General features: G+C 34.1%; 23 protein-coding genes. 7 read left to right on the top strand and 16 right to left on the bottom strand.

What is annotated here, in order from left to right; translation table 11 throughout:
* The first annotated feature begins 325 nt into the window (after positions 1-325).
* The 5 genes from ABEB31_RS17855 to ABEB31_RS17835 all read left to right on the top strand — a co-directional run bounded on the left by ABEB31_RS17855 (position 326) and on the right by ABEB31_RS17835 (position 4,347).
* Positions 326-1,468, top strand: a complete 1,143-nt coding sequence (locus ABEB31_RS17855) for an acyl-CoA dehydrogenase (protein ID WP_347053025.1) — start codon at positions 326-328, stop codon at positions 1,466-1,468.
* A 140-nt stretch (positions 1,469-1,608) separates the two neighbouring features.
* Positions 1,609-2,586, top strand: a complete 978-nt coding sequence (locus ABEB31_RS17850; RefSeq protein ID WP_347053008.1) for a M20/M25/M40 family metallo-hydrolase — start codon at positions 1,609-1,611, stop codon at positions 2,584-2,586.
* Between the two features lie 35 nt (positions 2,587-2,621).
* Positions 2,622-3,299, top strand: coding sequence for an SDR family NAD(P)-dependent oxidoreductase (locus tag ABEB31_RS17845; RefSeq protein WP_347053007.1), 678 nt, complete (start codon positions 2,622-2,624; stop codon positions 3,297-3,299).
* Between the two features lie 165 nt (positions 3,300-3,464).
* The gene (locus ABEB31_RS17840) at positions 3,465-3,716 is read left to right on the top strand and encodes a hypothetical protein (protein ID WP_347053006.1); all 252 of its coding nucleotides are present in this window, start codon (positions 3,465-3,467) and stop codon (positions 3,714-3,716) included.
* 28 nt (positions 3,717-3,744) lie between these two features.
* Entirely contained in the window at positions 3,745-4,347 is a 603-nt protein-coding gene (locus ABEB31_RS17835) for a SprT-like domain-containing protein (protein ID WP_347053005.1), read from the top strand.
* Between the two features lie 65 nt (positions 4,348-4,412).
* Here the strand turns inward: ABEB31_RS17835 and ABEB31_RS17830 are convergent, their stop codons facing one another.
* The 6 genes from ABEB31_RS17830 to gcvP all read right to left on the bottom strand — a co-directional run bounded on the left by ABEB31_RS17830 (position 4,413) and on the right by gcvP (position 12,121).
* Positions 4,413-5,174, bottom strand: coding sequence for an ABC transporter ATP-binding protein (locus tag ABEB31_RS17830; protein ID WP_347053004.1), 762 nt, complete (start codon positions 5,172-5,174; stop codon positions 4,413-4,415).
* The gene (locus tag ABEB31_RS17825) at positions 5,174-5,920 is read right to left on the bottom strand and encodes an MlaE family ABC transporter permease (RefSeq protein WP_347053003.1); all 747 of its coding nucleotides are present in this window, start codon (positions 5,918-5,920) and stop codon (positions 5,174-5,176) included. The genes ABEB31_RS17830 and ABEB31_RS17825 overlap by 1 nt, the downstream gene beginning before the upstream one ends.
* Before the next feature lie 82 nt (positions 5,921-6,002).
* Entirely contained in the window at positions 6,003-6,851 is an 849-nt protein-coding gene (locus tag ABEB31_RS17820; RefSeq protein ID WP_347053002.1) for a glycosyltransferase family 2 protein, read from the bottom strand.
* 91 nt (positions 6,852-6,942) lie between these two features.
* Positions 6,943-7,470, bottom strand: a complete 528-nt coding sequence (locus ABEB31_RS17815; RefSeq protein WP_347053001.1) for a methyltransferase — start codon at positions 7,468-7,470, stop codon at positions 6,943-6,945.
* 205 nt (positions 7,471-7,675) lie between these two features.
* Positions 7,676-8,734, bottom strand: coding sequence for a 3-oxoacyl-ACP synthase III family protein (locus ABEB31_RS17810; protein ID WP_347053000.1), 1,059 nt, complete (start codon positions 8,732-8,734; stop codon positions 7,676-7,678).
* A 537-nt stretch (positions 8,735-9,271) separates the two neighbouring features.
* Positions 9,272-12,121, bottom strand: a complete 2,850-nt coding sequence (gene gcvP / locus ABEB31_RS17805) for an aminomethyl-transferring glycine dehydrogenase (RefSeq protein WP_347052999.1) — start codon at positions 12,119-12,121, stop codon at positions 9,272-9,274.
* Positions 12,122-12,318: 197 nt separating this feature from the next.
* Between gcvP and ABEB31_RS17800 the strand changes: the two genes are divergently transcribed.
* Positions 12,319-13,131, top strand: a complete 813-nt coding sequence (locus tag ABEB31_RS17800) for a UbiA prenyltransferase family protein (protein ID WP_347052998.1) — start codon at positions 12,319-12,321, stop codon at positions 13,129-13,131.
* Positions 13,132-13,412: 281 nt separating this feature from the next.
* On the opposite strand, the gene ABEB31_RS17795 is transcribed toward ABEB31_RS17800, so the two are convergent.
* From ABEB31_RS17795 to ABEB31_RS17775, 5 genes are all read right to left on the bottom strand, one after another.
* A complete protein-coding gene (locus tag ABEB31_RS17795; protein WP_347052997.1) occupies positions 13,413-13,868 on the bottom strand; it encodes an SRPBCC family protein in 456 nt (151 codons plus the stop codon).
* Positions 13,869-14,007: 139 nt separating this feature from the next.
* Positions 14,008-14,913, bottom strand: a complete 906-nt coding sequence (locus ABEB31_RS17790) for a TIGR01777 family oxidoreductase (RefSeq protein WP_347052996.1) — start codon at positions 14,911-14,913, stop codon at positions 14,008-14,010.
* A gap of 80 nt (positions 14,914-14,993) precedes the next feature.
* The gene (locus tag ABEB31_RS17785; RefSeq protein WP_347052995.1) at positions 14,994-15,812 is read right to left on the bottom strand and encodes a thiol-disulfide oxidoreductase DCC family protein; all 819 of its coding nucleotides are present in this window, start codon (positions 15,810-15,812) and stop codon (positions 14,994-14,996) included.
* Positions 15,813-15,841: 29 nt separating this feature from the next.
* Entirely contained in the window at positions 15,842-16,579 is a 738-nt protein-coding gene (locus tag ABEB31_RS17780) for a YqjF family protein (RefSeq protein ID WP_347052994.1), read from the bottom strand.
* A gap of 60 nt (positions 16,580-16,639) precedes the next feature.
* Entirely contained in the window at positions 16,640-17,143 is a 504-nt protein-coding gene (locus ABEB31_RS17775; protein WP_347052993.1) for a GbsR/MarR family transcriptional regulator, read from the bottom strand.
* Positions 17,144-17,280: 137 nt separating this feature from the next.
* On the opposite strand from ABEB31_RS17775, the gene ABEB31_RS17770 reads away from it, so the two are divergent.
* Positions 17,281-18,543, top strand: coding sequence for a cation:proton antiporter (locus tag ABEB31_RS17770; protein ID WP_347052992.1), 1,263 nt, complete (start codon positions 17,281-17,283; stop codon positions 18,541-18,543).
* 91 nt (positions 18,544-18,634) lie between these two features.
* Here ABEB31_RS17770 and ABEB31_RS17765 read toward each other — a convergent pair whose 3' ends face one another.
* The 5 genes from ABEB31_RS17765 to ABEB31_RS17745 form a co-directional block, all read right to left on the bottom strand.
* On the bottom strand, positions 18,635-19,294 hold the full coding sequence (locus tag ABEB31_RS17765) for a SanA/YdcF family protein (protein WP_347052991.1): 660 nt from the start codon (positions 19,292-19,294) through the stop codon (positions 18,635-18,637).
* 139 nt (positions 19,295-19,433) lie between these two features.
* The gene (locus tag ABEB31_RS17760) at positions 19,434-21,461 is read right to left on the bottom strand and encodes a M3 family metallopeptidase (protein WP_347052990.1); all 2,028 of its coding nucleotides are present in this window, start codon (positions 21,459-21,461) and stop codon (positions 19,434-19,436) included.
* A gap of 414 nt (positions 21,462-21,875) precedes the next feature.
* A complete protein-coding gene (gene purE, locus ABEB31_RS17755; RefSeq protein ID WP_347052989.1) occupies positions 21,876-22,361 on the bottom strand; it encodes a 5-(carboxyamino)imidazole ribonucleotide mutase in 486 nt (161 codons plus the stop codon).
* Between the two features lie 96 nt (positions 22,362-22,457).
* Positions 22,458-23,609, bottom strand: a complete 1,152-nt coding sequence (locus ABEB31_RS17750; RefSeq protein WP_347052988.1) for a 5-(carboxyamino)imidazole ribonucleotide synthase — start codon at positions 23,607-23,609, stop codon at positions 22,458-22,460.
* Between the two features lie 133 nt (positions 23,610-23,742).
* Positions 23,743-24,294 carry a hypothetical protein gene (locus tag ABEB31_RS17745; protein WP_347052987.1) on the bottom strand — a complete coding sequence of 184 codons (552 nt, stop codon included), beginning with the start codon at positions 24,292-24,294 and terminating at the stop codon, positions 23,743-23,745.
* Positions 24,295-24,302 lie beyond the last annotated feature (8 nt).

Here is a 24,302-nt window from a genome sequence, read left to right as displayed (position 1 = left end):
TACTCGCTTTAAGAAATGTTTAATGTTTAGAATTGAAATTTTATTCTATTTTTAGTGTAAGTAGCCTCTATTTTGACTTCTGCAATTTTAAAAAATTGTTGCATTATTAATCTTGATTTTAAAGAAAAGATGAATAATCACGAAAACGTTATCGTAATCTTTGCTGATCTGGTAAATTTATATGCGCGCATTGTAAATTAATTTTTAAAAAGTATCTTTGAAAGCCTTTGATCCGAAATGTAATAAGGCATCGACCAACACAAAAAACAAAAATAAACAGACCGATTTAACCAGATCTGGTAAAAACATTTTAAAGAATAGTATTATGGATTTTAATCTTACCGAAGAACATTTAATGATTCAACAGGCAGCAAGAGATTTTGCTCAAAACGAATTATTGCCTGGAGTTATTGAACGAGACGAAAAACAAATTTTTCCTACTGAGCAAGTCAAAAAAATGGGCGAACTTGGATTTATGGGAATGATGGTTGATCCGAAATACGGAGGAAGCGGTCTGGATACTATTTCATATGTAATTGCTATGGAAGAAATTTCCAAAATAGATGCTTCTGCTTCTGTGGTAATGTCTGTAAATAATTCTTTGGTTTGTTGGGGATTACAGGAATTTGGAACAGAAGAACAAAAACAGAAATATTTGCCAGGTTTAGCCTCAGGAGAGATTCATGGAGCATTCTGTTTAAGTGAGCCGGAAGCGGGCAGCGATGCAACTTCTCAAAAAACTACTGCCATAGATATGGGAGATCATTATTTGGTAAATGGAACAAAAAACTGGATTACAAACGGAAATACGGCTTCTGTTTATTTGGTGATAGCGCAGACACATCCCGAATTAAAGCATAAAGGAATAAATGCTTTAATTATGACGAAAGATATGCCAGGTTTCTCAGTTGGTCCAAAAGAGCAAAAAATGGGAATTCGCGGTTCTGACACACATTCTTTAATGTTTTCGGATGTTAAAGTTCCGAAAGAAAACAGAATAGGAGAAGATGGTTTCGGATTTAAATTTGCAATGAAAACTCTTGCCGGAGGTAGAATAGGAATTGCTTCTCAGGCATTAGGAATTGCATCTGGTGCTTATGAACTGGCCCTTAAATATTCTAAAGAGCGTAAAGCATTTGGAACAGAAATTTGCAACCATCAGGCAATTGCTTTTAAATTGGCAGATATGGCTGTTAATATTGAAGCAGCACGTCATCTATGTATGAAAGCTGCCTGGGATAAAGACAATCACAAAAATTATGATGTAAGTGGTGCAATGGCAAAATTATTTGCTTCTCAGGTTGCCATGGACACTGCTGTTGAAGCGGTCCAGATTCATGGAGGAAACGGTTATGTAAAAGAATATCATGTAGAACGTTTTATGCGCGACGCAAAAATCACTCAGATTTATGAAGGAACGTCTGAAATCCAGAAAATCGTAATTTCAAGATCTGTTATTGGCGGATAACTTATTTTATAAAATATATTTTTTTTAAAGCCCTTTTAACTAGTTTGAAAGGGTTTTTTTATGAATATTCTATTACTTTTCATAAGTTTATATCTTTAAGTCAATTTCAGCTTCAATTACAAAAATCAAAAAAAATAAACATGAAAAAACTATACTTTTTACTGCCTCTGGTTTTCTTAGCTTGTAAATCGGGAACATCAACATTAAGCAATAAAGAAACACCGTCAGGCTCAAAACCTTTAGAAATCAGTTATAAAATTTCTGAGACAGAAGTTTCAGATTTTTTAAAATATCTTTCTTCAGATGAATTGGAAGGTCGCGAAACCGGAACAAAAGGAATAGAAAAAGCAGCTGTTTTTTTGGAAGATTATCTAAAGAAAAATAAAATTAAACCTTATTTTAAAACATATCGGGATACCCTGACGAATTTTAAAACACCAGCTTTTAATATTGTCGGTGTGATAGAAGGAACAGATCCGGAACTGAAAAAAGAATTTGTGGTACTAAGTGCGCATTATGATCATATTGGTGTAGAGAAAAAGCAACAGGAAGATAAAATAAATAACGGAGCCAATGATGATGCTTCCGGTGTGACTTCTGTTGCTGCTATGGCAAAATATTTTAGCGAAACCAAAGCTAATAAGAGAAGTATTTTAGTGGTTTTTTTCGCCGGAGAAGAAAAAGGTCTGTTAGGTTCCAAAAGTTTAGTTCAGAAATTGAAAAAGGAAAATTTCAATCTGTACACTCAATTAAATATTGAAATGATTGGTGTGCCAATGAAAAGAGATTATCTGGCTTATATAACCGGTTTTGATAAATCGAACATGGCCGTGAAAATAAATGAATATACAGGAAAAAATACAATCGGATTTTTACCAAAAGAAGCAGAATATGAGTTGTTTTACAGATCTGATAATTATTCTTTTTTCGATGCTTTCGGAAAACCATGCCAGTCTTTAAGCACTTTTGATTTTGAAAATTTTGACTTTTATCATCACGTTTCAGATGAGTTTAAAGTAATGGATATTCCGCATATTACTTCTTTTACCCAGGAATTATTGCCGGCTGTAACTAAAATTACAATTACGCCAACCCAGGAAATAACCATGAATAAATAAAAGGCCGTTTTAGAGTATTTGATTATTTTTGTTGCATGAAAAATATTATCGTTACAGGAACAAGCAGGGGAATTGGTTATGAACTGGCGTTACAATTCGCTAATGGAGGTCATCAGGTTTTGGCTATCTCCAGAAAAATACCGCAAACATTATTAGAGCATCAAAATGTTACCTGCCTTTCAATTGATTTGTCTGATAAAAATGCCTTAAAAGAAGTAGATCAGTTTCTTTCATCCACATGGAAAAAGGTAGATGCCGTTGTTCATAATGCAGGTGCTTTGCTTTTGAAGCCATTTGCAGAAACTACTCAGGCAGATTTTGAAAGTATTTATAAAGTAAATGTTTTTGCCGTTGCAAACTTAACCCGTATTTGTATTCCATATCTGGAAAGAGGAAGTCATGTTGTAACCATTAGTTCTATCGGGGGCGTGCGCGGAAGTTTAAAGTTTGCAGGATTAGCAGCTTACAGTTCCAGTAAAGGTGCCGTTATTACCTTGACAGAATTATTAGCTGAAGAATATAAAGAAAAAGGAATTTCTTTTAATGTTCTGGCATTAGGTTCTGTTCAGACTGAAATGCTGAATGAAGCTTTTCCAGGTTATCAGGCGCCAATTTCTGCAGAGGGAATGGCAACTTATATTTATGATTTTACATTAAATGGAAATAAATATTTTAACGGAAAAGTTTTAGAGGTCTCTTCAACAAATCCTTAGTTTCTTATTAGTAAAAAGTCAAATGAATAGAGCAGTATTATTCTAATGATCTTCATTTTTATTTCTTATAAACATGAAGAAAAGAATATTAGGCAAAAAGCCAAAAAATGAATTGAGTATGATTCAAAAGATTCTATTCCAAAGCAATTTTTTCAAGTTTTAAAAGTGCTAAATAATGATGAGAAAATTGCCAATAAAAACGAGGATTGTGAAACAACGGATAATATTTCAGATACTAAGATACCTACGAGACAATTAAAATGGTTAGCCAAAAGAAATGATAATTGGCGATTAGATTATGAACAAGGCGGAATTGGAAATTATAATGTTTATATCGAACGTAAAATAAAAAAGGATTCTCTCTTTAAATTAGAGGATATTGAAAAATATATTGATACAAATAATCAAAACTTCTAACTTTTAACAAATAATATTTAACTTAAAATTGAGCGATACTCTAGCAAAATATATACCCGAGCATGCTGTAAAGCCTGTTTTTGATTTGATTGTTGCCAATCAGGTTCATCTTAAAATCGTCAATGAGCGTCAGACGCGTCATGGGGATTACAGACGCGGACCAAGCGGTAAACATGAAATAACGGTTAATGCGAGTTTGAACAAATATCGCTTTTTGATCACTTTAGTTCACGAAATTGCACATTTGGTTGCTTTTGAAAAATTTGGACGAAATATAAAACCACATGGAAACGAGTGGAAATATACATTTCAACGTTTAATGGTTCCGTTTATAAGATCTGAGATTTTCCCCGGACAGATTTTACCATTGCTTGCTAGACATTTTAAAAACCCTTCAGCAAGTAGTGATACAGATACAACCTTGTCGCTGGCGCTAAAACAATACGACAAAGAGAATGATAAAAATTATGTTTTTGAAATTCCGTATGGAAGTGTTTTTAGAATCAAAAACGGAAAGATTTTTAAGAAACTGGCCGTTAGGACAAAACGTTTTGAATGCATTGAAATAAGCTCAGGAAAAACATATTTATTTAATCCTAATGCAGAAGTAGAATTGATCAATATTCAATAAAAAATCCAGATTCTAATTTTACAATTGGAATCTGGATTTTCTTTTTATTTTAAATTTTTAAAGATTTATCCTTTTAGATAAGCTTCTCTCACTTTTTTGAATAAGTTAGAAGAATAGACAAACTTGACAATATCTTTATTTTCAGTTCTAAAGATTTCTTCTTTTGTTCCCTGCCACGCTTTCAATCCTTTCTTTAAAAAAACAATATTCTCTCCAATTTCCATTACAGAGTTCATATCGTGCGTATTAATTACTGTTGTAATGTTATATTCACGGGTTATTTCCTGAATTAAGTTGTCAATTAGAGTTGATGTATTGGGATCTAATCCTGAGTTTGGTTCATCACAAAATAAGTACTTCGGATTGTTTACAATAGCACGAGCAATTGCCACACGTTTCTGCATACCTCCCGAAATCTCCGAAGGTAATTTTTTATGCGCTTCAACTAAGTTTACTCTTTCCAAAACGAAATCAACACGTTCTTTAATTTGTGCCTTGGTATTATTGGTAAACATTCTCAATGGGAACGCTACGTTTTCTGCAACTGTCATAGAGTCGAATAAAGCACTTCCCTGAAATACCATTCCGATTTCTGTTCTCAATTCACGCTTTTCATCTTTATCCAGATCAGAATAAACCCTGCCGTCAAATTCGATAGTTCCCGAATCCGGAGCGTGAATTCCTAATAATGTTTTTAATAAAACTGTTTTTCCGGATCCACTTTGTCCAATGATCAGATTGGTTTTTCCGGTTTCAAAAACCGTCGAAACGCCTTTTAAAACCTTACTGTCACCAAATGATTTTTCTATGTTTTTTACTTCTATCATTATCCTAATAATAATTGAGTTAATATATAATTAAAAAGAATGATACAAACCGATGTCCATACAAACGAAACCGTACTTGCTTTACCCACTTCCAACGCGCCGCCTTTCATATAATATCCATGAAAAGAAGGAATGGTTGCTAATAACATAGCAAAAATTAAGGTTTTGATAAAAGCATACGTGATATGAAAAGGAATAAATTCCATTTGTGCTCCTGCGATAAAGTCCTGACTAGTCGAAAATCCGCCATACGCTGAAGCCAGCCATCCTCCAAAAACACCTAAAAACATACTAATGCAAATTACAAAAGGATACATTAACAAAGCGACAATTTTTGGAAAAACAAGATAGTTTAAGGAGTTTACTCCCATAACTTCCAACGCATCGATTTGTTCTGTAACACGCATTGTACCAATACTTGAAGTAATATAAGATCCCATTTTTCCCGCCATAATAACAGAAATGAAAGTAGGGGCAAACTCTAAAATTACAGATTGACGTGTCGCAAAACCAATAAGATATTTAGGAATTAACGGATTAGTTAAGTTCAGGGCAGTCTGAATGGCTACAACCCCTCCAATAAAGAAAGAGATAAAGCACACAATTCCCAGAGAGTCAATAATAAGATCGTCGATTTCTTTTAAAATTAAACTTTTCATTACAGACCATTTGGTCTGTTTATTGAAAATTTCTTTAAGCATTAAAAAATATCTTCCTATTTGGGATAAATAACGAATTAGCATCATAAGTTTTACAAATATTGGCTAAGGTAAAAAGAAGTTATGAGTTTTGGGTTATGAGTTCAAGCTTTTTCGACTGCTTTATCAATCAAATTAACTTTTTTTTCATTTTTTGCAAACGATAATTTCTAATAAATTTAGCTTGTTCGGGGTTAACCAATAAGGGAGTTTTGGCTTTTTTGGCTTTTCTGAAACCCTGAATGTAGTCTAAAAAAAGTAAAGGTTTTTTCTTCATCATTGCAAGTTTTGCAGATGCAATTGCCGTAATCCAAAAACCATATCCTAAAGTATAAAAAGCTTCTCCTTGTTTATAACGTGCTGTTTTGTTGTAGTTTGCGCCAGTTGGTTTAAGGTGCTTAACGTGTAAAGATTGGTCTGTTACAATTTTCCAATTGTAAAATTTACAAAGTAATTCATCTACAGTATCCCAGCCCATTGCAGGTTTTAAACCGCCAATTTGCTCAAAAGTTTCCTTCCTGTAAGCTTTCAGCGCACCGCGAATATGATCTTTATCTGTCAGGTTTTCCAAAACCCATTCCCCGTTCTTGTCGATATAGCAAAAACCACCTGCCATTCCAACTCTTGCGTCTGATTGAAAATGTTTGATGATAGTTTCAAAATAGTTGGATGGAAAAATTAAATCGCCGTCTATTTTTACAATGATGTCATAATTGGAGTCTAAGGTTTCAAAACCTTTTTGAAAAGCCTGAATTACTTTGCTTCCAGGCAAATGAATAGCATCTGAAGTTTTATTCACAACAGAAATATAAGGATTCTCTTTTGCAAAACCCAGTACCACTTCTTCTGTTTTATCAGTCGAATTGTCATTTACAACCACAATTTTTGATGGCAAAACTGTTTGCGAAATCAGAGATTGCAAAGTTAAACCAATAAGATCCTGTTCGTTGTGTGCGGGAATGACGATATAATATTTCATTTGTAAAATTTTAGATTTTAGATTAGATTTTAGATTTTTTTGGTTAATCTAAAATCACAAATCCAAAATCGTTAATCTAAAATCTGCAATTTTAGTTTTTAACTTTTTCGGCAGCAACAATATAATATCTTGGAGTAAAATATCTTAGTAAGGGTCTGAATCCAAACTTTTTTACAGGATGAGTGAATTGTAGACGATCTGTTATTTTCCATCCCGTTTTTTCTAAAAGCCAGTCCAGTTGCCAATCTTCAAATTCGTGGTAATGTCTGTCCCACATATCAGTTTTAGAACGATATGCCGGAGAAAACCATAAACGTAACGGAATTGAAATTAACAATTTATCACATTTTACATTTTCTAAAATCGTGTACGGATTTAATAAATGTTCGAAAATTTCAAACGCCGTAAAAACAGTATATTCTTCTGTTTGCAGCGCCGTTTGATCGTTGTCTAAATCTTCTCCCTTCGTGTTTTTTACAGTATAGCCATTTTCTTCCATTATTTTAGAAAACGGATTTGGAACGCCAAAATCAAAAATAGTTTCTGATGTGCTAACGTGCTTTTGTAAAAATTCTAAAGTGAGTTTGAATCTTTTATTGGGAAATGTTTTTTCGTACATTTTTTATTTTTTATCTGCAAAGGCGCAAATATACAAAGTTATCTGCTGTTTTGTATTTTTTAAATAGAATTGAATGTATAGTTTATTAAGTTATCTGCTGATAAACTCGCAAAGACGCGAAGTCGCAAAGTAATATTTATAAAACTTTGCGACTTCGCGTCTTTGTGAGAAATAGACTTCTCTAATAGAAAGCTTAAAAGCTTTATTAATACCTATAAACAAAAGCATTAACATTCATCCCGGCTCCAACAGAAGCAAAAATGATCACATCGCCTTTATTGATTTCATGATTTTCGATTTCACCTTTTAATATTAAATCAAAAAGCGTTGGAACTGTGGCAACACTGCTGTTTCCTAAATCATGAATACTCATTGGCATAATGTCTTTCGGAGCGGTTCTGTCGTATAATTTGTAGAAGCGTTCTACAATCGCTTCGTCCATTTTTTCGTTTGCCTGATGAATCAGGATTTTCTTTACTTCATCAATTCCGTATCCGCTTTTATCCAGGCAGCTTTTCATGGCATTTGGAACCTGACTTAATGCAAACTCATAGATCTTACGGCCATACATTTTAATGTATTTAATATCCGGATCTAAATCTGGATTGTATGATTTTCCGAAAAAAAGGAAATTAGCTTCGTCATTTGCGAAAGTGGCACTTTCGTATGAAAGTAAACCAGATTCGTCACTTGAAAGTTCTAAGATTGAAGCACCGGCACCATCTGAATAAATCATCGAATCGCGGTCGTGATCGTCTACCACTCTGGATAAAGTTTCGGCACCAATAACCAAAACTCTTTTTGCCATTCCAGATTTTATGAAAGCATTGGCCTGAAGAACCCCTTCGATCCAGCCCGGACATCCGAAAAGAATATCGTAAGCCACGCATTTCGGATTTTTAATATTCAGTTTATTTTTTACGCGGGTTGCTAAACTCGGTAAAATATCAGATTGATTGGTTCCTGACTTTACATCGCCAAAATTGTGTGCGAAAATAATATAGTCTAAGGATTCTTTGTCGATATTGGCATTTTCGATGGCTTTTTCAGAAGCAAAAAATGCTAAATCTGATGCCGTATAATGATCTTCGGCGTAACGTCGGTTTTCTATTCCGGTAATACCTTTAAATTTTTTTATTACAACTTCATTTGGGTAAGCAAAAGGAGTTCCGTCTTCATTCAAAAAAACATGATCGCCAAAATCAGTATTGCTTACTTCTTTTTTAGGAATGTAACTTCCTATACCTATTATTTTAATTTTCATTTTTTCTTGTAATTATCCGATAAATTTATTGCTAATTTATAAATAATATTATGATAACTATCATAAAAAATAGTATGCATGCATATAATTAACAAAAAACGGATTTTTTGATGATATATTGTATATTTTTTAATGAAAATTGGATTTTGCCGAGATTTCAAACGTTTGAAACAAAGATTTGTTTTGGAAAATTTCGGGTTTTAAGATTGGGTTTTGTTTCATAAATAAAATGGCTAACTTAAAATGGATAAAAAAATGGTTCTTAGTAGTTTGATTGCGTGAGGGATAGGAGTAAGCTACCGAAGTAGCATGGATAGCCCGACCCCGATATAGTAAGTGGGCGAATAAGCGCAAAGATTTTTTGCCCACTTACTATAACGGGGGCACGCCCTGATTATTTTTTGTTTAAAAAGTTTCAGGTTTCAGGTTCTCAACAATAACTTGAAACCTCAAACTTGAAACAAATTTAAAAAAAAACAAACCCCGACAGGTTTTATAAATCTGTCGGGGTTGAAATAAAAATAGAAGAACTAATTTTTAGCTTTCCATATAAGCTTCAATAGGAGCACAGCTGCAAATTAAATTTCTGTCACCGTAAGCGTCATCTACACGACGAACAGATGGCCAGAATTTATTTTCAGCAATATAATCTAGCGGGTAAGCTGCTTTTTCTCTTGTATAAGGGAAATCCCAATTGTCTGTAGTTAACATTGCCAATGTATGAGGTGCATTTTTTAATACGTTGTTTTTATCATCGGCTGTTGCAGTTTCGATCTCTCTTCTGATTGAAATAAGGGCATCACAAAAACGGTCTAATTCTGCTAAATCTTCAGATTCAGTTGGTTCAATCATTAAAGTTCCGGCAACAGGGAAAGAAACCGTTGGAGCGTGGAAACCGTAATCCATTAAACGTTTTGCAATATCACCAACTTCGATTCCGTTTTCTTTGAATGAACGGCAATCTAAAATCATTTCGTGAGCCGCTCTTCCGCATTCTCCTGTGTAAAGAATTGGGTAGTGACCTTCGAAACGTGCTTTCATATAGTTAGCATTCAAAATTGCATGTTCTGTAGCGCTTTTTAATCCCTCAGCACCCATCATGGTGATGTAACCGTAAGAAATTAAACAAACTAAAGCAGATCCGTAAGGTGCAGATGAAATAGCCGTAATCGCTTGTTCACCTCCAACGCTTAAGATTGGATTTGTTGGTAAAAACGGAACTAATTTTTCGTTTACACAAATTGGTCCAACTCCAGGTCCGCCGCCACCGTGAGGAATAGCGAAAGTTTTGTGTAAGTTTAAGTGACAAACGTCAGCACCAATTGTAGCCGGATTTGTTAATCCAACCTGAGCGTTCATGTTGGCACCGTCCATATATACTAATCCGCCGTTATCGTGGATTAATTTTGTGATTTCGATAATTGAAGATTCAAAAACTCCGTGAGTAGAAGGATACGTTACCATTAAACAAGATAAATCATCTTTGTGTTCAATTGCTTTTTCTCTTAAATCTTCTACGTCAATGTTTCCTTCCGGAGTTGTTTTGGTAACTATAATTTTCATTCCGGCCATTGCTGCAGAAGCAGGATTTGTTCCGTGAGCAGATGATGGAATCAAACATACATTACGGTGACCTTCGTTTCTTGACATGTGGTAAGCACGAATTGCCATTAAACCAGCGTATTCTCCCTGAGCTCCAGAGTTTGGCTGCAAAGTTGTTCCGTCAAAACCTGTAATTACATTTAATTGCTGTTCTAATTTTTTCAACATTGTGATGTAACCTTCGGCTTGCTCAACTGGTGCAAACGGGTGAATGCTGTTCCAGTTTGGCATTGATAGAGGTAACATTTCTGAAGCCGCGTTTAATTTCATCGTACAAGAACCTAATGAAATCATCGAGTGATTCAATGATAAATCTTTACGTTCTAATTTTTTAATGTAACGCATTAACTGACTTTCTGAATGATGATTATTGAATACATCATGTGTTAAGAAAGAAGACGTTCTTTCTAATGAAGCCGGTAATTGACTTGCTGTTGCTAATTCAGAAACTGTGAAAGTTTCTTTCCCTAAAGCTTCAGCAAAAATCGCGATAATTTGGTTGACGTCTGTAATTGAAGTCGTTTCGTTAAATGAAATCGAAATACTATCTGCATCAGGATAGAAAAAGTTTACTTCGTTTTTCTCCGCTACAGCTTTTACTTTTTGAGCGTCTGCTTTTACTAAAATGGTATCAAAGTAAGCGGTGTTGGTTTGGTAAACTCCTAATTTATTTAAAGCTTCGGCAGTAGTAACTGCAGAGGCGTGAACTTTGTTTGCAATATATTTTAATCCTTTTGGTCCGTGGTAAACCGCGTACATTCCGGCCATAACAGCTAGTAAAACCTGAGCAGTACAAATGTTAGAAGTTGCTTTTTCACGTTTAATGTGTTGCTCACGCGTTCCTAAAGCCATACGTAAAGCGCGGTTTCCATTTACATCAATAGAAACTCCGATAATACGACCTGGCATAGATCGTTTGTACTCATCTTTAGTTGCAAAAAATGCAGCGTGTGGACCTCCGTAACCCATTGGTACACCAAATCTTTGTGTAGTTCCAACTACAACAGCAGCTCCCATTTCTCCCGGAGAAGTTAAGGCAGCTAATGATAAAATATCTGCAGCAAAGGCAACTTTGATTTCGTTTTCTTTTGCTTTAGCAACAAAAGCACTATAATCATTTACCTGACCATATTTTCCCGGATATTGTAAAATCGCTCCAAAAAACTCATTTGAAAAATCAAAGTTTTCGTGATTTCCAACAACTAATTCAATTCCGATCGGAGTTGAACGTGTTTGCAATACCGATAAAGTTTGTGGTAAAATTTCTTCAGAAACGAAGAATTTGTGTGTATTGTTTTTCTTCTGGTCGCGGGTACGAACGTCAAATAATAACGCCATAGCCTCGGCAGCAGCAGTTCCTTCATCTAATAAAGAAGCGTTTGCGATTTCCATTCCGGTTAATTCGATAACGGTAGTCTGGAAATTTAAAATAGCTTCTAAACGACCCTGCGCAATTTCTGCCTGATAAGGTGTGTAAGCAGTATACCATCCCGGATTTTCAAAAATGTTTCTTTGAATTGGAGCCGGAACGATAGTTGGGTGATAACCCAAACCGATGTACGATTTGAATACTTTATTTTTCTTTCCTAATTCCTGAATATGATTTGCGAATTCGTATTCGGTCATCGCAGGATCTAAATTCAAAGGTGCTTTTAGACGAATATCATCCGGAAGTGTTTCATAAACCAGTTGTTCAATCGAGTCAACTCCAATAGTCTTCAACATATGTGGAAGATCGGTTTCTCTTGGGCCAATGTGTCTTAAAGCAAAAGCATCTGTTCTCATTTGTAGCTATCTAAATTTTTAAGGTCAATGTAATCAGCCTCAATTTGTGGGGCAAATAACATTTGAAAGTAAATGTGTTGTTTTTTTGTGGCGCAAAATTAAGTATTATTAATAATTTAATGGGTATTTTTAACTTCAATTTTTATCAATTTTATAACTAAAGAGTTGATTTGTTACCAATTGATTAGATTTGAATCATGAAACTTATAAAACAGCTATTCGATTTCTATTTAAACAGCAGTATTCACGTGGCCTTCTCGTGTTTTGCTTTGGTACATATAACTTTCCATGTGTTTCATATTCAGTATGATGAGCCAATGGCGCTTTTCGTTTTCTTTGGAACTATTGTAGGATATAATTTCGTAAAATATGATGCTTTGGTTCGGGTAAAGAAAAATCCAATTGGAATACAGTTAAAAATCATCGCAATATTAAGTTTTATCTCGCTGATTCTAGTCGGGTATTATTTTTTTCAATTAAAGAGAATCACACAAGTTGTATCCTTCGGAATTTTCGCCATCACAGCACTTTACACGTTGCCTTTTTTTCCAAACCGAAGAAATGCCAGAAACTGGGCCGGCGTAAAAATTTATATAGTAGCCATTTGCTGGGTGGGAGCCACGTTGGTTTTACCCTTAATAAATGCTGAAATTCCATTTACTATTGACTTTTTTATAAAATGCATTCAGCGCTTTGTTCTCGTTTTTGTCCTCATTTTAGTTTTTGAAATTCTGGATCTAGCCAATGACGATCCGCATTTAAAAACCGTTCCGCAGACTATCGGCGTAAAGAAAACCAAACTTTTAGGTTTTTTATTATTGATACCATTTTGGTTTTTAGAAGTATTTATTGCAACTTTTAATTATCACGATGCCATAATTAATTTTGTCATGGTGGTCACTTTGATGCTTTTTATCTTTTTTGCAAATCCAAACCGTTCCAAATATTACACTTCATTTTGGGTAGAAGCCGTTCCGATTTTTTGGTGGTTAATGATTGTTTATTTTTAAAGTAATTTGGGCGTGACCACCTTGCAATAAGCGGGCAAAAATACTTTGCGCATATTCGCCCGCTTATCGCAACGCGGTCGGGCTATCCGCGCTACTTCGGTAGCCAGCTCCTATCCCTCACGCAAACGTAAAGCGAGAAGATTCATTTCAAAATACGCAATCTTGTCATTTCGACGAAGGAGAAATCTCCGTAAGAAACTCTGCAAAGTATTTCCAATCTTTGAGGAATGTTGTTGCGGAGATTTCTCCTTCGTTGAAATGACAAAAGTTGAGAGAAAAACTTAGTTAGCGTTTTCCGAAACCTCTTTCAAAATCTTATTCCTCTCCAAAAGAAAACGAATTAAATGCTTTTCCAAAGATAAAACATCAAATAATTTTCCAAAAATCCCAAACGGAGTTTCATATTGTAATTTGTCTTTCATAATCGTAAAACCATTTTCTTCTTCAAAAAAATGTTCATGTTTGAAAGATTTAAAATGGCCTTTTTCCATTTCATCCACAAAATAATCGCAAAAGTTCATGGCTGTAATTCGGCTTTTGTGTTCGAGATAAAACCCAAAATGTTTTCCGCGCCAGGTTACCGTTTCATTTAAATTTATTAAACCAGAAGTTATTCCGGCAATTGCTTTTTCTTTTGATTTACTTGCGGATTTCTGATGAACATCAATATTTCTTGAAGCATCAAAAACAGTTTTTATTGGAGCTTTTATTTTGGTTGTAAGTTGAATGGTGTTCATGATTTAATCGGTTTCAATTTTATTAAATTTCCGCATTGTTTTTCTGAGCTAAGGCGAAGAACGCACTAGTAGCTCATAACGTAAATCGCCAATCTTTGTCGATTCCCGAGTGTGATTTCTCGTTCCTCGAAATGACAAACTATACTAAATCCTGAAAAGCCTCATCAACATTCCCAAACTTAAACTCAAAACCATTATCCAAAAGTCGTTTCGGGATCACATTTCTGCTTTTCAAAACCAATTCTGTTTCTGTTCGGATAAAAAAAGAGCCAATTTCGAGTAAGAATTTGCTCATCGGAACTCCGAAAGGAAAACCAACCGCTTTTCGAAGTTTCTTCATAAAATCAACATTCTGGACTGGTTTTGGAGAAACAATATTTATCTTTCCAATCAATTCCTTTTCAAGAATAAAATCAACTGCACGAGCAAAATCTTCTTCATGAATCCAGCTCACAAACTGATTGCCTTTTCCTTGTTTCCCGCCAAAGCCAATTTTTGCCAAAGTCTTTAACGGAATAAAAGCACCGCCCTTTTTTCCTAAAACAATAGAAGTTCGCAAAGCTGTCTTTAAAGTATTGGGCGTTTCGGTTTTAAAAAATGCTTTTTCCCACGAAAGTGCCACATTAATCGAAAAGTCATTTCCAATTTCGCCATCAACTTCATCCATTTTTTTGTCTAATGAAAATCTGTAGATGGTTGCCGTTGAAGAATTCAGCCAATGTCTCGGCGGATTTTTGCAATTCAAAACCGCTTTGTTGAGAATTTTTGTGCTTTCAATTCTGGACAATAAGATTTCTTTTTTATTTTTTGCGGTATAACGGCAATCGACAGATTTTCCGGCAAGATTAATTAAAACTGTTGCATTTTCTAATTCGTTTTCCCAGCCTGAAAAAGTTTTAGCGTTCCAGTTTACGTATTTTATTCCGTCAATATTTTTAGATTTTCCTCTGGTCAGAATTACAATTTCTTCAAATTTATTTTTGAAATGATTGATTAAAACTTTTCCAAGAAATCCTGTGCCCGCTGCTATAATAAGTTTGCTCATTTGTGTAATTTTTTTTTTGCCACGAATTCAAGAATTATTTAAATAACATTGAAATATTCGTGAATTCGTGGCGAACCTATTTAATTTAAAATTAGAATCAAAGCAATAATTCGGTACAAAATCCAGGTGAAAGATAACCAAATTGGAAGTTTTAAAATTTTAATTCGTCTGGCATGTTCCATGAACATAATTAAAACAGTAACTCCAAACCATCCTAAAATTATCATTTGCGGAAGAATCATAAACTGACTCAAAATCAAAGTCGGACTTAATATTAAACTTCCCATCAAAGAAACCGTCATTAAATTTCCGGTGTAATTCATAATCGTTTGTTTGTTGAATTTAAAAAGAAACAAAGTTTGAAAAACAATTTGTCCAAAAGCCAAAATAAGCTCTCTCGTAACCGTACTATTTGGAAAATCGAAAATCAAATTAGAATATCCGAATAAAATGAAAGTCGTTACAGTCAAAGCAAAACCAATAAACAGAAATCGATATTTATAATTGAAATCCGGTGTACATTGCAATTTATTTTCTTGTTTTATATTGCCAGGAATAATTACTTTTCGATTGTAAGAAACGAAAGAATACATTTTTTTCAATACAAAATGAATCGGTTTTATTGTGGCAATTTTTTCAATCAACGGGAAAGAAAAACCAACGACTTTTATCAGACTATCAATCCCGTAAATTACTGTTTTAGTTTTATTATCAACCAGAGCAATTTCGTTTGTAGCACGTTTTACATCTATAAAACTTTGTTCGTCGGCAGATAAATCACAATATGACTTTCTTCCGTTTTCGTCTAACATACCGCTTTTTACAAATCCGGTTGTATATAAACTGCAAAGCGGACAATCTTCGTCATAAAGTAAAGTTTGGTTTTCGAGCGTTTTCATGATTTTTGGTTTTTTGATTTATAAATAGATTAATACATTTTTTCTAAAACCGGAATTGTCTGCAATTTTCTTTTATTCTTTACGCCAATTTTAGAACCTTTTGCCAGGAAAACTGAAGTTAGTTTTTGGTTTTGAAGAAACTCAAAATCAGTTCCGTAATTTTTTCCGAAGTCTACATCAACAGCATAATTTAAAACTTCATATTGTTGCCATCTCGGGTGTGTAACTTCATATTCGAAAGTTTTGGCAGAATCTATTTTAGTATATCCGAAATAATGTTCGGTAATAAATTCGGCTTCAGAATCAATTTCTATTTCACTCAAAACACTTTTAGTTTCTACGTGAATTGTATTCTGATTTTTATCCTTTGTCCATTGATAAATAAAAGTGTTTGTGTTTTCATTTTCAATAATTTCATGTTTCATTTTTTGGGTTTCGTAATGTTCCTGATATAAAGTATTTGCAATTAAAGTGATGGCTTTTTTCGGAACAATTTCTTTAATGAAAACTACACCGCGTTTCCATTCGCCATTTTCAAAACGTTTTACATAAAATCTCAAATTCACTTCTTCAAAATCAACATGAAACGGAACTTTTAATCCTAAAACTTTCGTTTCTTTAAAAAGAAATCCAACTAAACTTACATAACATTTGTTGTTCCAAATATCAATCTCAGTTCCCGCAGGAACATATTTTTCCAGAACCTCACGATCAATTTCATAATTGAACAAGGCTAAATTTTTCCATTCTGCTTTCAAAAAATCCATTATATTATTTTTTAAAGTTTTAAACTTTCAGAAATAATTGAAAGTTTGAATTAAATTTTTTTATTTCATGATTTTGAGAATCAAACGACCTAACCAGTTTTCATTAAATTCGGTCATTTTATCTAACATATTATCTGCCTTCAAAACGAAATCGTATAATTTAGAAGTCTGATCAACAAAATGTTTTTCTTCTGCAGAGTCTTTAGCTTCAATTGTTGAAACTTCCTTTAAGATTTTAAGCGCAGGTTTAATTTCTCTTTTACTTCTTTCTCTGGCAATTTTCACGGCTAATTCGTCAAGATCTTTTTCTGCGGTAAAAAATTCTCTTCTTTCTCCGGCTTTGTATTCTTTATATACAATTCCCCAATCCATTAAAGCGCGTAAATTCATACTGGCATTTCCGCGTGAAATTTGGAGCTCTTCCATCACTTCTTCCATAGAAACGGCGTCGTTAGAGACCATTAATAAAGCATGAATCTGTGCCATGGTTTTATTAATTCCCCATTGAGAACCCAATGCCCCCCAGGTTTGCACAAACTTATTTTTTGCTTCTTTGAATTCCATGAAACAAAAGTATATAAAAGTTTTTGAACTTTCAAAAATAAATGAAAGTTTATTTTGTGAGTTATAAAATTATGTTAATTGGTGGCGTGAGTTTTTGATTAACTAATGATACAGCTATTTTTGTAAAAATCACATTTATGGAATTATACTACACTTTTTCAGTACTTATTGTGCTGGCTTCTTTCTTCGCCTATTTAAATTTAAGATTTTTAAAACTTCCTGGAACAATCGGAATTATGATTATTGCGATGCTGGTTTCTGTTGGAATTCGTCTTTTAGGAGATTCTTATTTTCCCGATACCACGAAACATTTTTTTGTTTTAATAAAAGAATTTGACTTCAACGAGATATTAATGGGTGCCATGTTGAATTTTCTTCTTTTCGCCGGAGCGCTTCACGTAAATATGTCTGACCTTAAAGAACAAAAAGTTTCGATTATGATTTATTCTACGGTTTCTGTAGTTCTGTCAGCGCTTATTATTTCGATGCTTCTATTTTATATCGCACCAATTTTTGGAATTAAAATACCGTATTTATTCTGCCTGGTTTTCGGAACACTAATTTCTCCAACCGATCCAATCGTTGTTCTGGGCGTTTTAAAACAAGCTAAAGTTCCGAAAAGAATCGAAACTAAAATTGTTGGTGAATCATTGTTTAATGATGGAGTAGCGGTAGTAATGTTTGCTGTAGTAATGGAAATGGCTACAGATCCGAAATTTGATATGAGTTTTGGTTCTGTGGCATGGCTTTTTGCCAAAGAAGGTATTGGCGGACTTTTATTAGGTGCGTTTTTAGGGTTTACTGCTTCTCGTGTTCTTAAAAAAATTGACGATTATAAAGTTTCAGTTCTTATTACGCTTTCGATAGTAATGGGCGGATTTCTAATCGCCAAAAGTTTGCATGTTTCAAGTCCGCTGGCAATGGTTGTTGCCGGACTTATTATTGGGAATTATGGTAAAAAAGTAGCCATGAGCGAAATGACCAAAGATTATCTGGAGAAATTTTGGGAATTAATAGATGAGATTCTAAATGCCATTTTATTCCTTTTCATCGGGTTTGAATTATTGTTGCTGCCGAATTTAGAGAAACAATTGCTGATTGGTTTAGTAACAATTTTAATTGTCCTTTTTGCCAGAATTTTTTCGATAGTATTACCGTGGAAATTCTTTGATGTTTTCAAATTTTTCGGAATCAAATCGGCTTATAATAAAGGCTCATTAACCGTACTGGTCTGGGGCGGAATCCGCGGCGGTGTTTCTATTGCGTTGGTGCTTTCCCTTCCGGATGGAGAATACAAAAATCTGCTGCTAGAAATAACTTATATTGTGGTTCTGTTTTCAATTGTGGTTCAAGGATTGACTGTTGGAAAAGTGGCCAATAAGGTATTGGAGAAGGAGTAAAGAATATAGATCATAGAAAATAGAATAAAGATTTTTATTTTCTTTAGACTTAAAAACAAACCCTGCAAAGTTCTTTACAGGGTTTTGTTTTTTATCTTTTATCTTCCTTAGAATAATTGGATGGTCCATTAATATCGATTGGATTTCCTAAAAACTTAGGTTCCCGATTTCTGAAAACATCGAAAAAGGATTTAAATCTGGATAGATACTCTCGGAATTTCACATAATTATATCCCGAATATTCGCCATTGTTCGCCGAATATCCAGCCGATTTTATGCCCAGATTTCTTCCAATGTAGAGGGCACGGTTCAAATGATATTCCTGCGAAATCAAAGTAGCTTTTTTTATTTTGAAAATATGTCTGGCGCGATACATTGTTGAATAGGTATCAAAACCCGCATAATCAATAAAGATTTTAGTTGTATCAACGCCATGTTGGTAACAGTAATTTTTCATCACCGTTAATTCATCGTATTCTTCGCGTCCATTATCTCCTGAAAGCAGAATCTTATTGATTCTTTTTGCTTTGTATAACAAAATCCCAGCGTCAAGTCTGTCCTTCAAATATTTACTCGGCTGATTGCCATTTATTCCGGCGCCAAATATTATTCCGACATCATTCTTTGGGAATTTCTTTAAAGAATAATGAATGTATTTTTTGGTGGATGAAGTAATATGATAATTTACAGAAAGAACCGCAATTAGTCCGGCAACAGATAAGTAAAGAACTATTTTAAAGAATTTTTTCACGATTAATTTTCTAAGATTAGGATTCAAAAATGCTAAGATAAACTAAATTTATTCGGAGGCAAAGTCAAATAAAAAACCGAAGCATAGATGCTTCGGTTTTAATTATCTAATATTCTAAGATCTAAAAATCTAAGAAAGTCTAAAGAAGTCCTGCTCTTTTCAACAAAGCTTCCGGTTTGGGTTCCTGACCTCTGAAACGTTTGTACAAAGTCATTGGATGTTCTGTTCCTCCTTTTGAAAGAACGTTGTCTTTAAATTTCTTGGCTACTTCGGCATTGAAAATTCCGTTTTCCTGAAAATATTCAAAAGCATCAGCATCTAAAACTTCTGCCCATTTGTAACTGTAATAACCGGAAGAATAGCCACCTTGGAAAATATGTGAAAAAGCAGTACTCATCGCATTTTCTTTTACATCCGGATACAATTGTGTATTGGCGAATTGTTCCGTTTCGAAAGTTTTAAGATCTGTAATGTTGGTCGGATCTTGTCCGTGCCACGCCATGTCTAATAATCCGAAACTTAACTGTCGTAAAGTCGCTAATCCTTCCTGGAAACTCGCACTTTCTTTAATTTTCTGCACATATTCAATCGGAATAATTTCTCCTGTTTCGTAATGATTGGCAAACAAAGCCAAAGCTTCTGGTTCGTAACACCAGTTTTCCATAATCTGACTTGGTAATTCTACAAAATCCCAATAAACAGACGTTCCGGATAAACTTGGATAAACGGTATCGGCCAACATTCCGTGTAAACCATGACCAAATTCGTGGAATAATGTCGTTACTTCATTAAAAGTCAATAAAGATGGTTTTGTTTCGGTTGGTTTTGTAAAATTACAAACGTTTGAAATATGAGGTCTTTCGTTTATACCGTCTTTTACATATTGCGATTTGAAAGACGTCATCCACGCTCCATTTCTTTTTCCTTTTCTTGGGAAGAAATCGGCATAGAAAATCGAAACCAAATTATTTTCAGAATCTGTTACTTCATAAGTGGTAACTTCTTCGTGGTATTTGTCGATATCAAAAACCTCTGTAAATGTCAATCCGTACAATTTTTTGGCAACGGTAAAAGCGCCTTCCAGAACTTTCTCTAACTGAAAATACGGTTTTAGTTTTTCATCGTCTAAATTAAAAAGCTGCTGTTTCAATTTCTCAGAATAATAAGCACCATCCCATTTTTCTAATTGTTCAATTCCGTCCAGTTCTTTCGCGAAAGCGGTTAATTCGGCGAATTCTTTTTGTGCTGCGGGTTTAGCTTTCGCTAATAAATCATTCAGGAAAGAAAATACTTTTTCGGGACTTTCGGCCATTCTTTCTTCCAGAACAAAATGGGCATGGGTTTTATAACCTAATAAATTAGCTCTTTCATGACGAAGTTTAGCAATTTTTAAAACGTTTTGTTCGTTGTTGAATTCATTGTTTTGAAAAGCTTTTGCCCCAAAAGCGATCGCCATTTTTTTACGCAGTTCGCGATTGTCAGCATACGTTAGGAATGGAACATAACTTGGATGATCTAATGTAAAAATCCAACCTTCTTTCTTCTGGTTTTTGGCTAATAATCTAGCCGCTTCGATTGTTCCTTCAGGCAAACCTGACAGCTCTTTTGAGTCGGTTAAATGTAATTCGAAGTTATTGGTTTCTGCCAAAACATTTTCGCCAAATTGTAAACTCAGTTTCGATAATTCTTTGTCGATTTCTCGTAACTGATTTTTTTTGTCTTCCGCAAGATTTGCTCCGTTTCTGGAAAAACTTTTATATTTTTTGTCTAATAATGTAGTTTGTTCAGCGTTGAGATTCAGGCTTTCTTTTTGATCGTAAACGGCTTTTACTTTTGCAAACAAATCGGCGTTGAGGCGAATATCATTTCCAAATTCAGAAAGCCAGGGAGAAACTTCCTGTGCGATTTTCTGCATTTCGTCATTGGTTTCAGCCGAATTCAAATTAAAGAAAACACTGGAAAGACGATCTAAAATGTCGCCCGAAAAATCCATCGCCACAATCGTATTTTTAAAAGTAGGCGCTTCCGGATTATTTACAATTGCATCGATTTCGGCTTTTGCCAGTTTAATTCCTTCCTGAAAGGCCGGAACGTAATCTTCGATCTTAATTTGTGAAAAAGGGGCTGTGTTATGTTTGGTATTGAAATATTGTGTTAATACGCTCATAGTGTAATTTTTTTTCCTGTAAGGTTTCTAAAACCTTATAGGTTTAGAATTCATTAATTAAAATATTTTAGATAACGATTTTTGGTTTCTTCCATGGCCAAATCATTACAAATTCCTTCATTATTATCTAAGAATAAATGGCTTCATCTATTTTTTGTTTTAGCAGTTCTGAAAGATTTTCTTTTAACGAAGTTTTGTCAGCTATTTCCTGAATGAGATGATTAACATTCTTGGTCAATTTCATTTTAGAAGATTTAATAATCATTGTATCATTTTTTTCAAAGTTAAGTTTTTCTTTAAAAAAGAATTATAATGATTCGTTAAGATTATTTCGCAAAGTTCCACAAAGAAAAAACACAGAGATTCACAAAATCTTTGTGCATCTCTGTGTAACTTTTGTGAATCTCTGTGAAATTATTTTTTTAAACCTTCAGCAGCTTTATTAACCGCCGCTTTTAATTCTTCTTTGTAAGAAATAATAGAGTCCAGAACTTTTTTATCAGAGCTTCCGATGATTTGTGCTGCTAAAATTCCGGCATTTTTTGCACCGTTTAAAGCTACAGTAGCAACAGGAACGCCGCCCGGCATTTGAAGAATGGACAAAACAGAATCCCACCCATCAATAGAATTGCTGGATTTTACAGGAACTCCAATAACAGGAAGCGGAGACATTGAAGCCACCATTCCAGGCAAATGTGCGGCACCGCCCGCACCTGCAATAATTACAGAAATTCCGCGGTTGTGTGCATTTTTACTGAAATCGAATAATTTTTCTGGTGTTCTGTGAGCAGAAACAATATCAACTTCTACTTCTATATTAAATTGTTTCAACATGTCAAGTGCATCCTGCATTACTGGCATGTCTGAGATGCTTCCCATTATAACGGCTACTTTGCTCATTTTGTTTTTTATTTAAAGATTTAAAAATTAAACTATTCAAAGATTTTGATTGATAATAAACCAATTTTTTAATCTTTAAATTTTTCAATCTTTGAATTACGAAATCACTTTAATAGTATTCTTAACCTGCTCCGCGATTCTTCTCGCTTCCATCATGTCTTCATTCACAATTGTAACGTGTCCCATCTTTCTAAATGGACGAGTTTGCTTTTTTCCGTAAATATGTGGTGTAACACCATTCCAGCTTAAAATGGTTTCAATATTTTCGTAAACTACATCTCCTGAAAATCCTTCGGCACCGACCAGATTTACCATAACTCCGGCAACTTTGCTTTCTGTGTTTCCTAATGGAAGACTCAAAATAGCGCGAAGATGATTTTCGAATTGTGAGGTATAACTTGCTTCAATAGAATAATGACCAGAATTGTGCGGACGTGGTGCCACTTCATTCACTAAAATTTCATCATCTTGTGTCTGAAACATTTCAACAGCCAAAAGACCAACGTGATTGAATTTTTCAGAGACATTCAAAGCAATTGCTCTTGCTTTTTCGGCTACTTTTTCATCAATTCTGGCAGGACAAATTACGTATTCCACCTGATTGGCTTCGGGATGAAATTCCATTTCTACAACCGGATATGTCTTGATTTCCCCTAAAGGACTTCTGCAGACAATTACCGCAAGTTCATTTTTAAATGGAACCATTGTTTCGGCAATACATTCTACATTTGGCAGATCATCTAAATCTGAAGTTTGACGAATTACTTTAACGCCGTTTCCATCATATCCAAATTCGGTGCATTTCCACACAAACGGAATCGTAATTTCATTATTTCCAACTGATTTTTGCAAATGTTCCGGACTGTCAAATCTTAGAAAAGCAGCTGTTGGAATATTATTCTCTGCATAAAATTGCTTTTGCACTCCTTTATTCTGAATTCCTTTTAAAGTTTTTGGTGAAGGATATACTTTTACGCCTTCATTTTCTAATTGTGTTAAAGCTTCAAGATTGACTAATTCAATTTCGAAAGTTAAAACATCAACTTGTTTCCCAAAATTATAAACCGTTTCATAATCCATTAAATCGCCTTTAAAGAATTTATTACAGGCAATTTTACTTGGCGCTTCGTCGCTGGGATCTAAAACATAAGTTTGAATGTCAAATTTACGCGTGTCGAACAAAAGCATTTTGCCCAATTGTCCGCCGCCTAATATTCCTAATTTAAAATCAGAAGAAAAATAATTCATTTTGTGTTGTGTTTTTGCAAAGATACTTCTTAATCTTTTTTCAGCCAAAATTTAGTTTTCCGCCACGAATTCACGAATTAAATTTTACACAAAGTGAAATAAAAAAATCGTGAATTCGTGGCGAAAAAAAAAATCATTTCATTTTCTTCAAAACTTCTTTGGCAACTGCTTTATACGCAGCTGAATGATTTGCATAATCTTTCTCAATAATTACTTTTAATTCAGGATGAATCCAGTCGTAATAGTTGCCCAATATATATAACGTTCTGATAGAATAAGCCTTAGTGGCTACTTTTACATCTGTAATAAGCCAGTCGAAAGCCGCTTCGATACAATCCTGAAGGTTTTCTTCTGAAAGTGTAATGCAGTTTTCTCCTTTTTTATAATGCGATTTTACCAAAAGCTGGACAATTTTGGCAATTGGACGAAGGGAACTTTCATCTTTTAAAATTTTCAAATTAGAACAGAAAAAATCCAGATGAGGTTGCAGCCAAAGCAATTCTTCGTAAGATACAAATTCAAGAATCCAGCATGCTTTGTGATTGTTCTTATCTTCCGGAGAAAAAGAAATAGTCACTAAGTCATTAAAAAGTTTAGGATTTTCTAAAATATCCTGTGCTGCCATAAGACGCCTCTCCCGATAAGCGCTCACATAATCCAGTTTTTTTTGCAATTCAGAAAGCATTTCAAATT

This window comes from Flavobacterium olei (genome assembly GCF_039749035.1).
Classification (GTDB): domain Bacteria; phylum Bacteroidota; class Bacteroidia; order Flavobacteriales; family Flavobacteriaceae; genus Flavobacterium; species Flavobacterium olei.
Note: the sequence above shows the minus strand (reverse complement) of the source record. Positions and strands in the feature narration are given on the sequence as shown.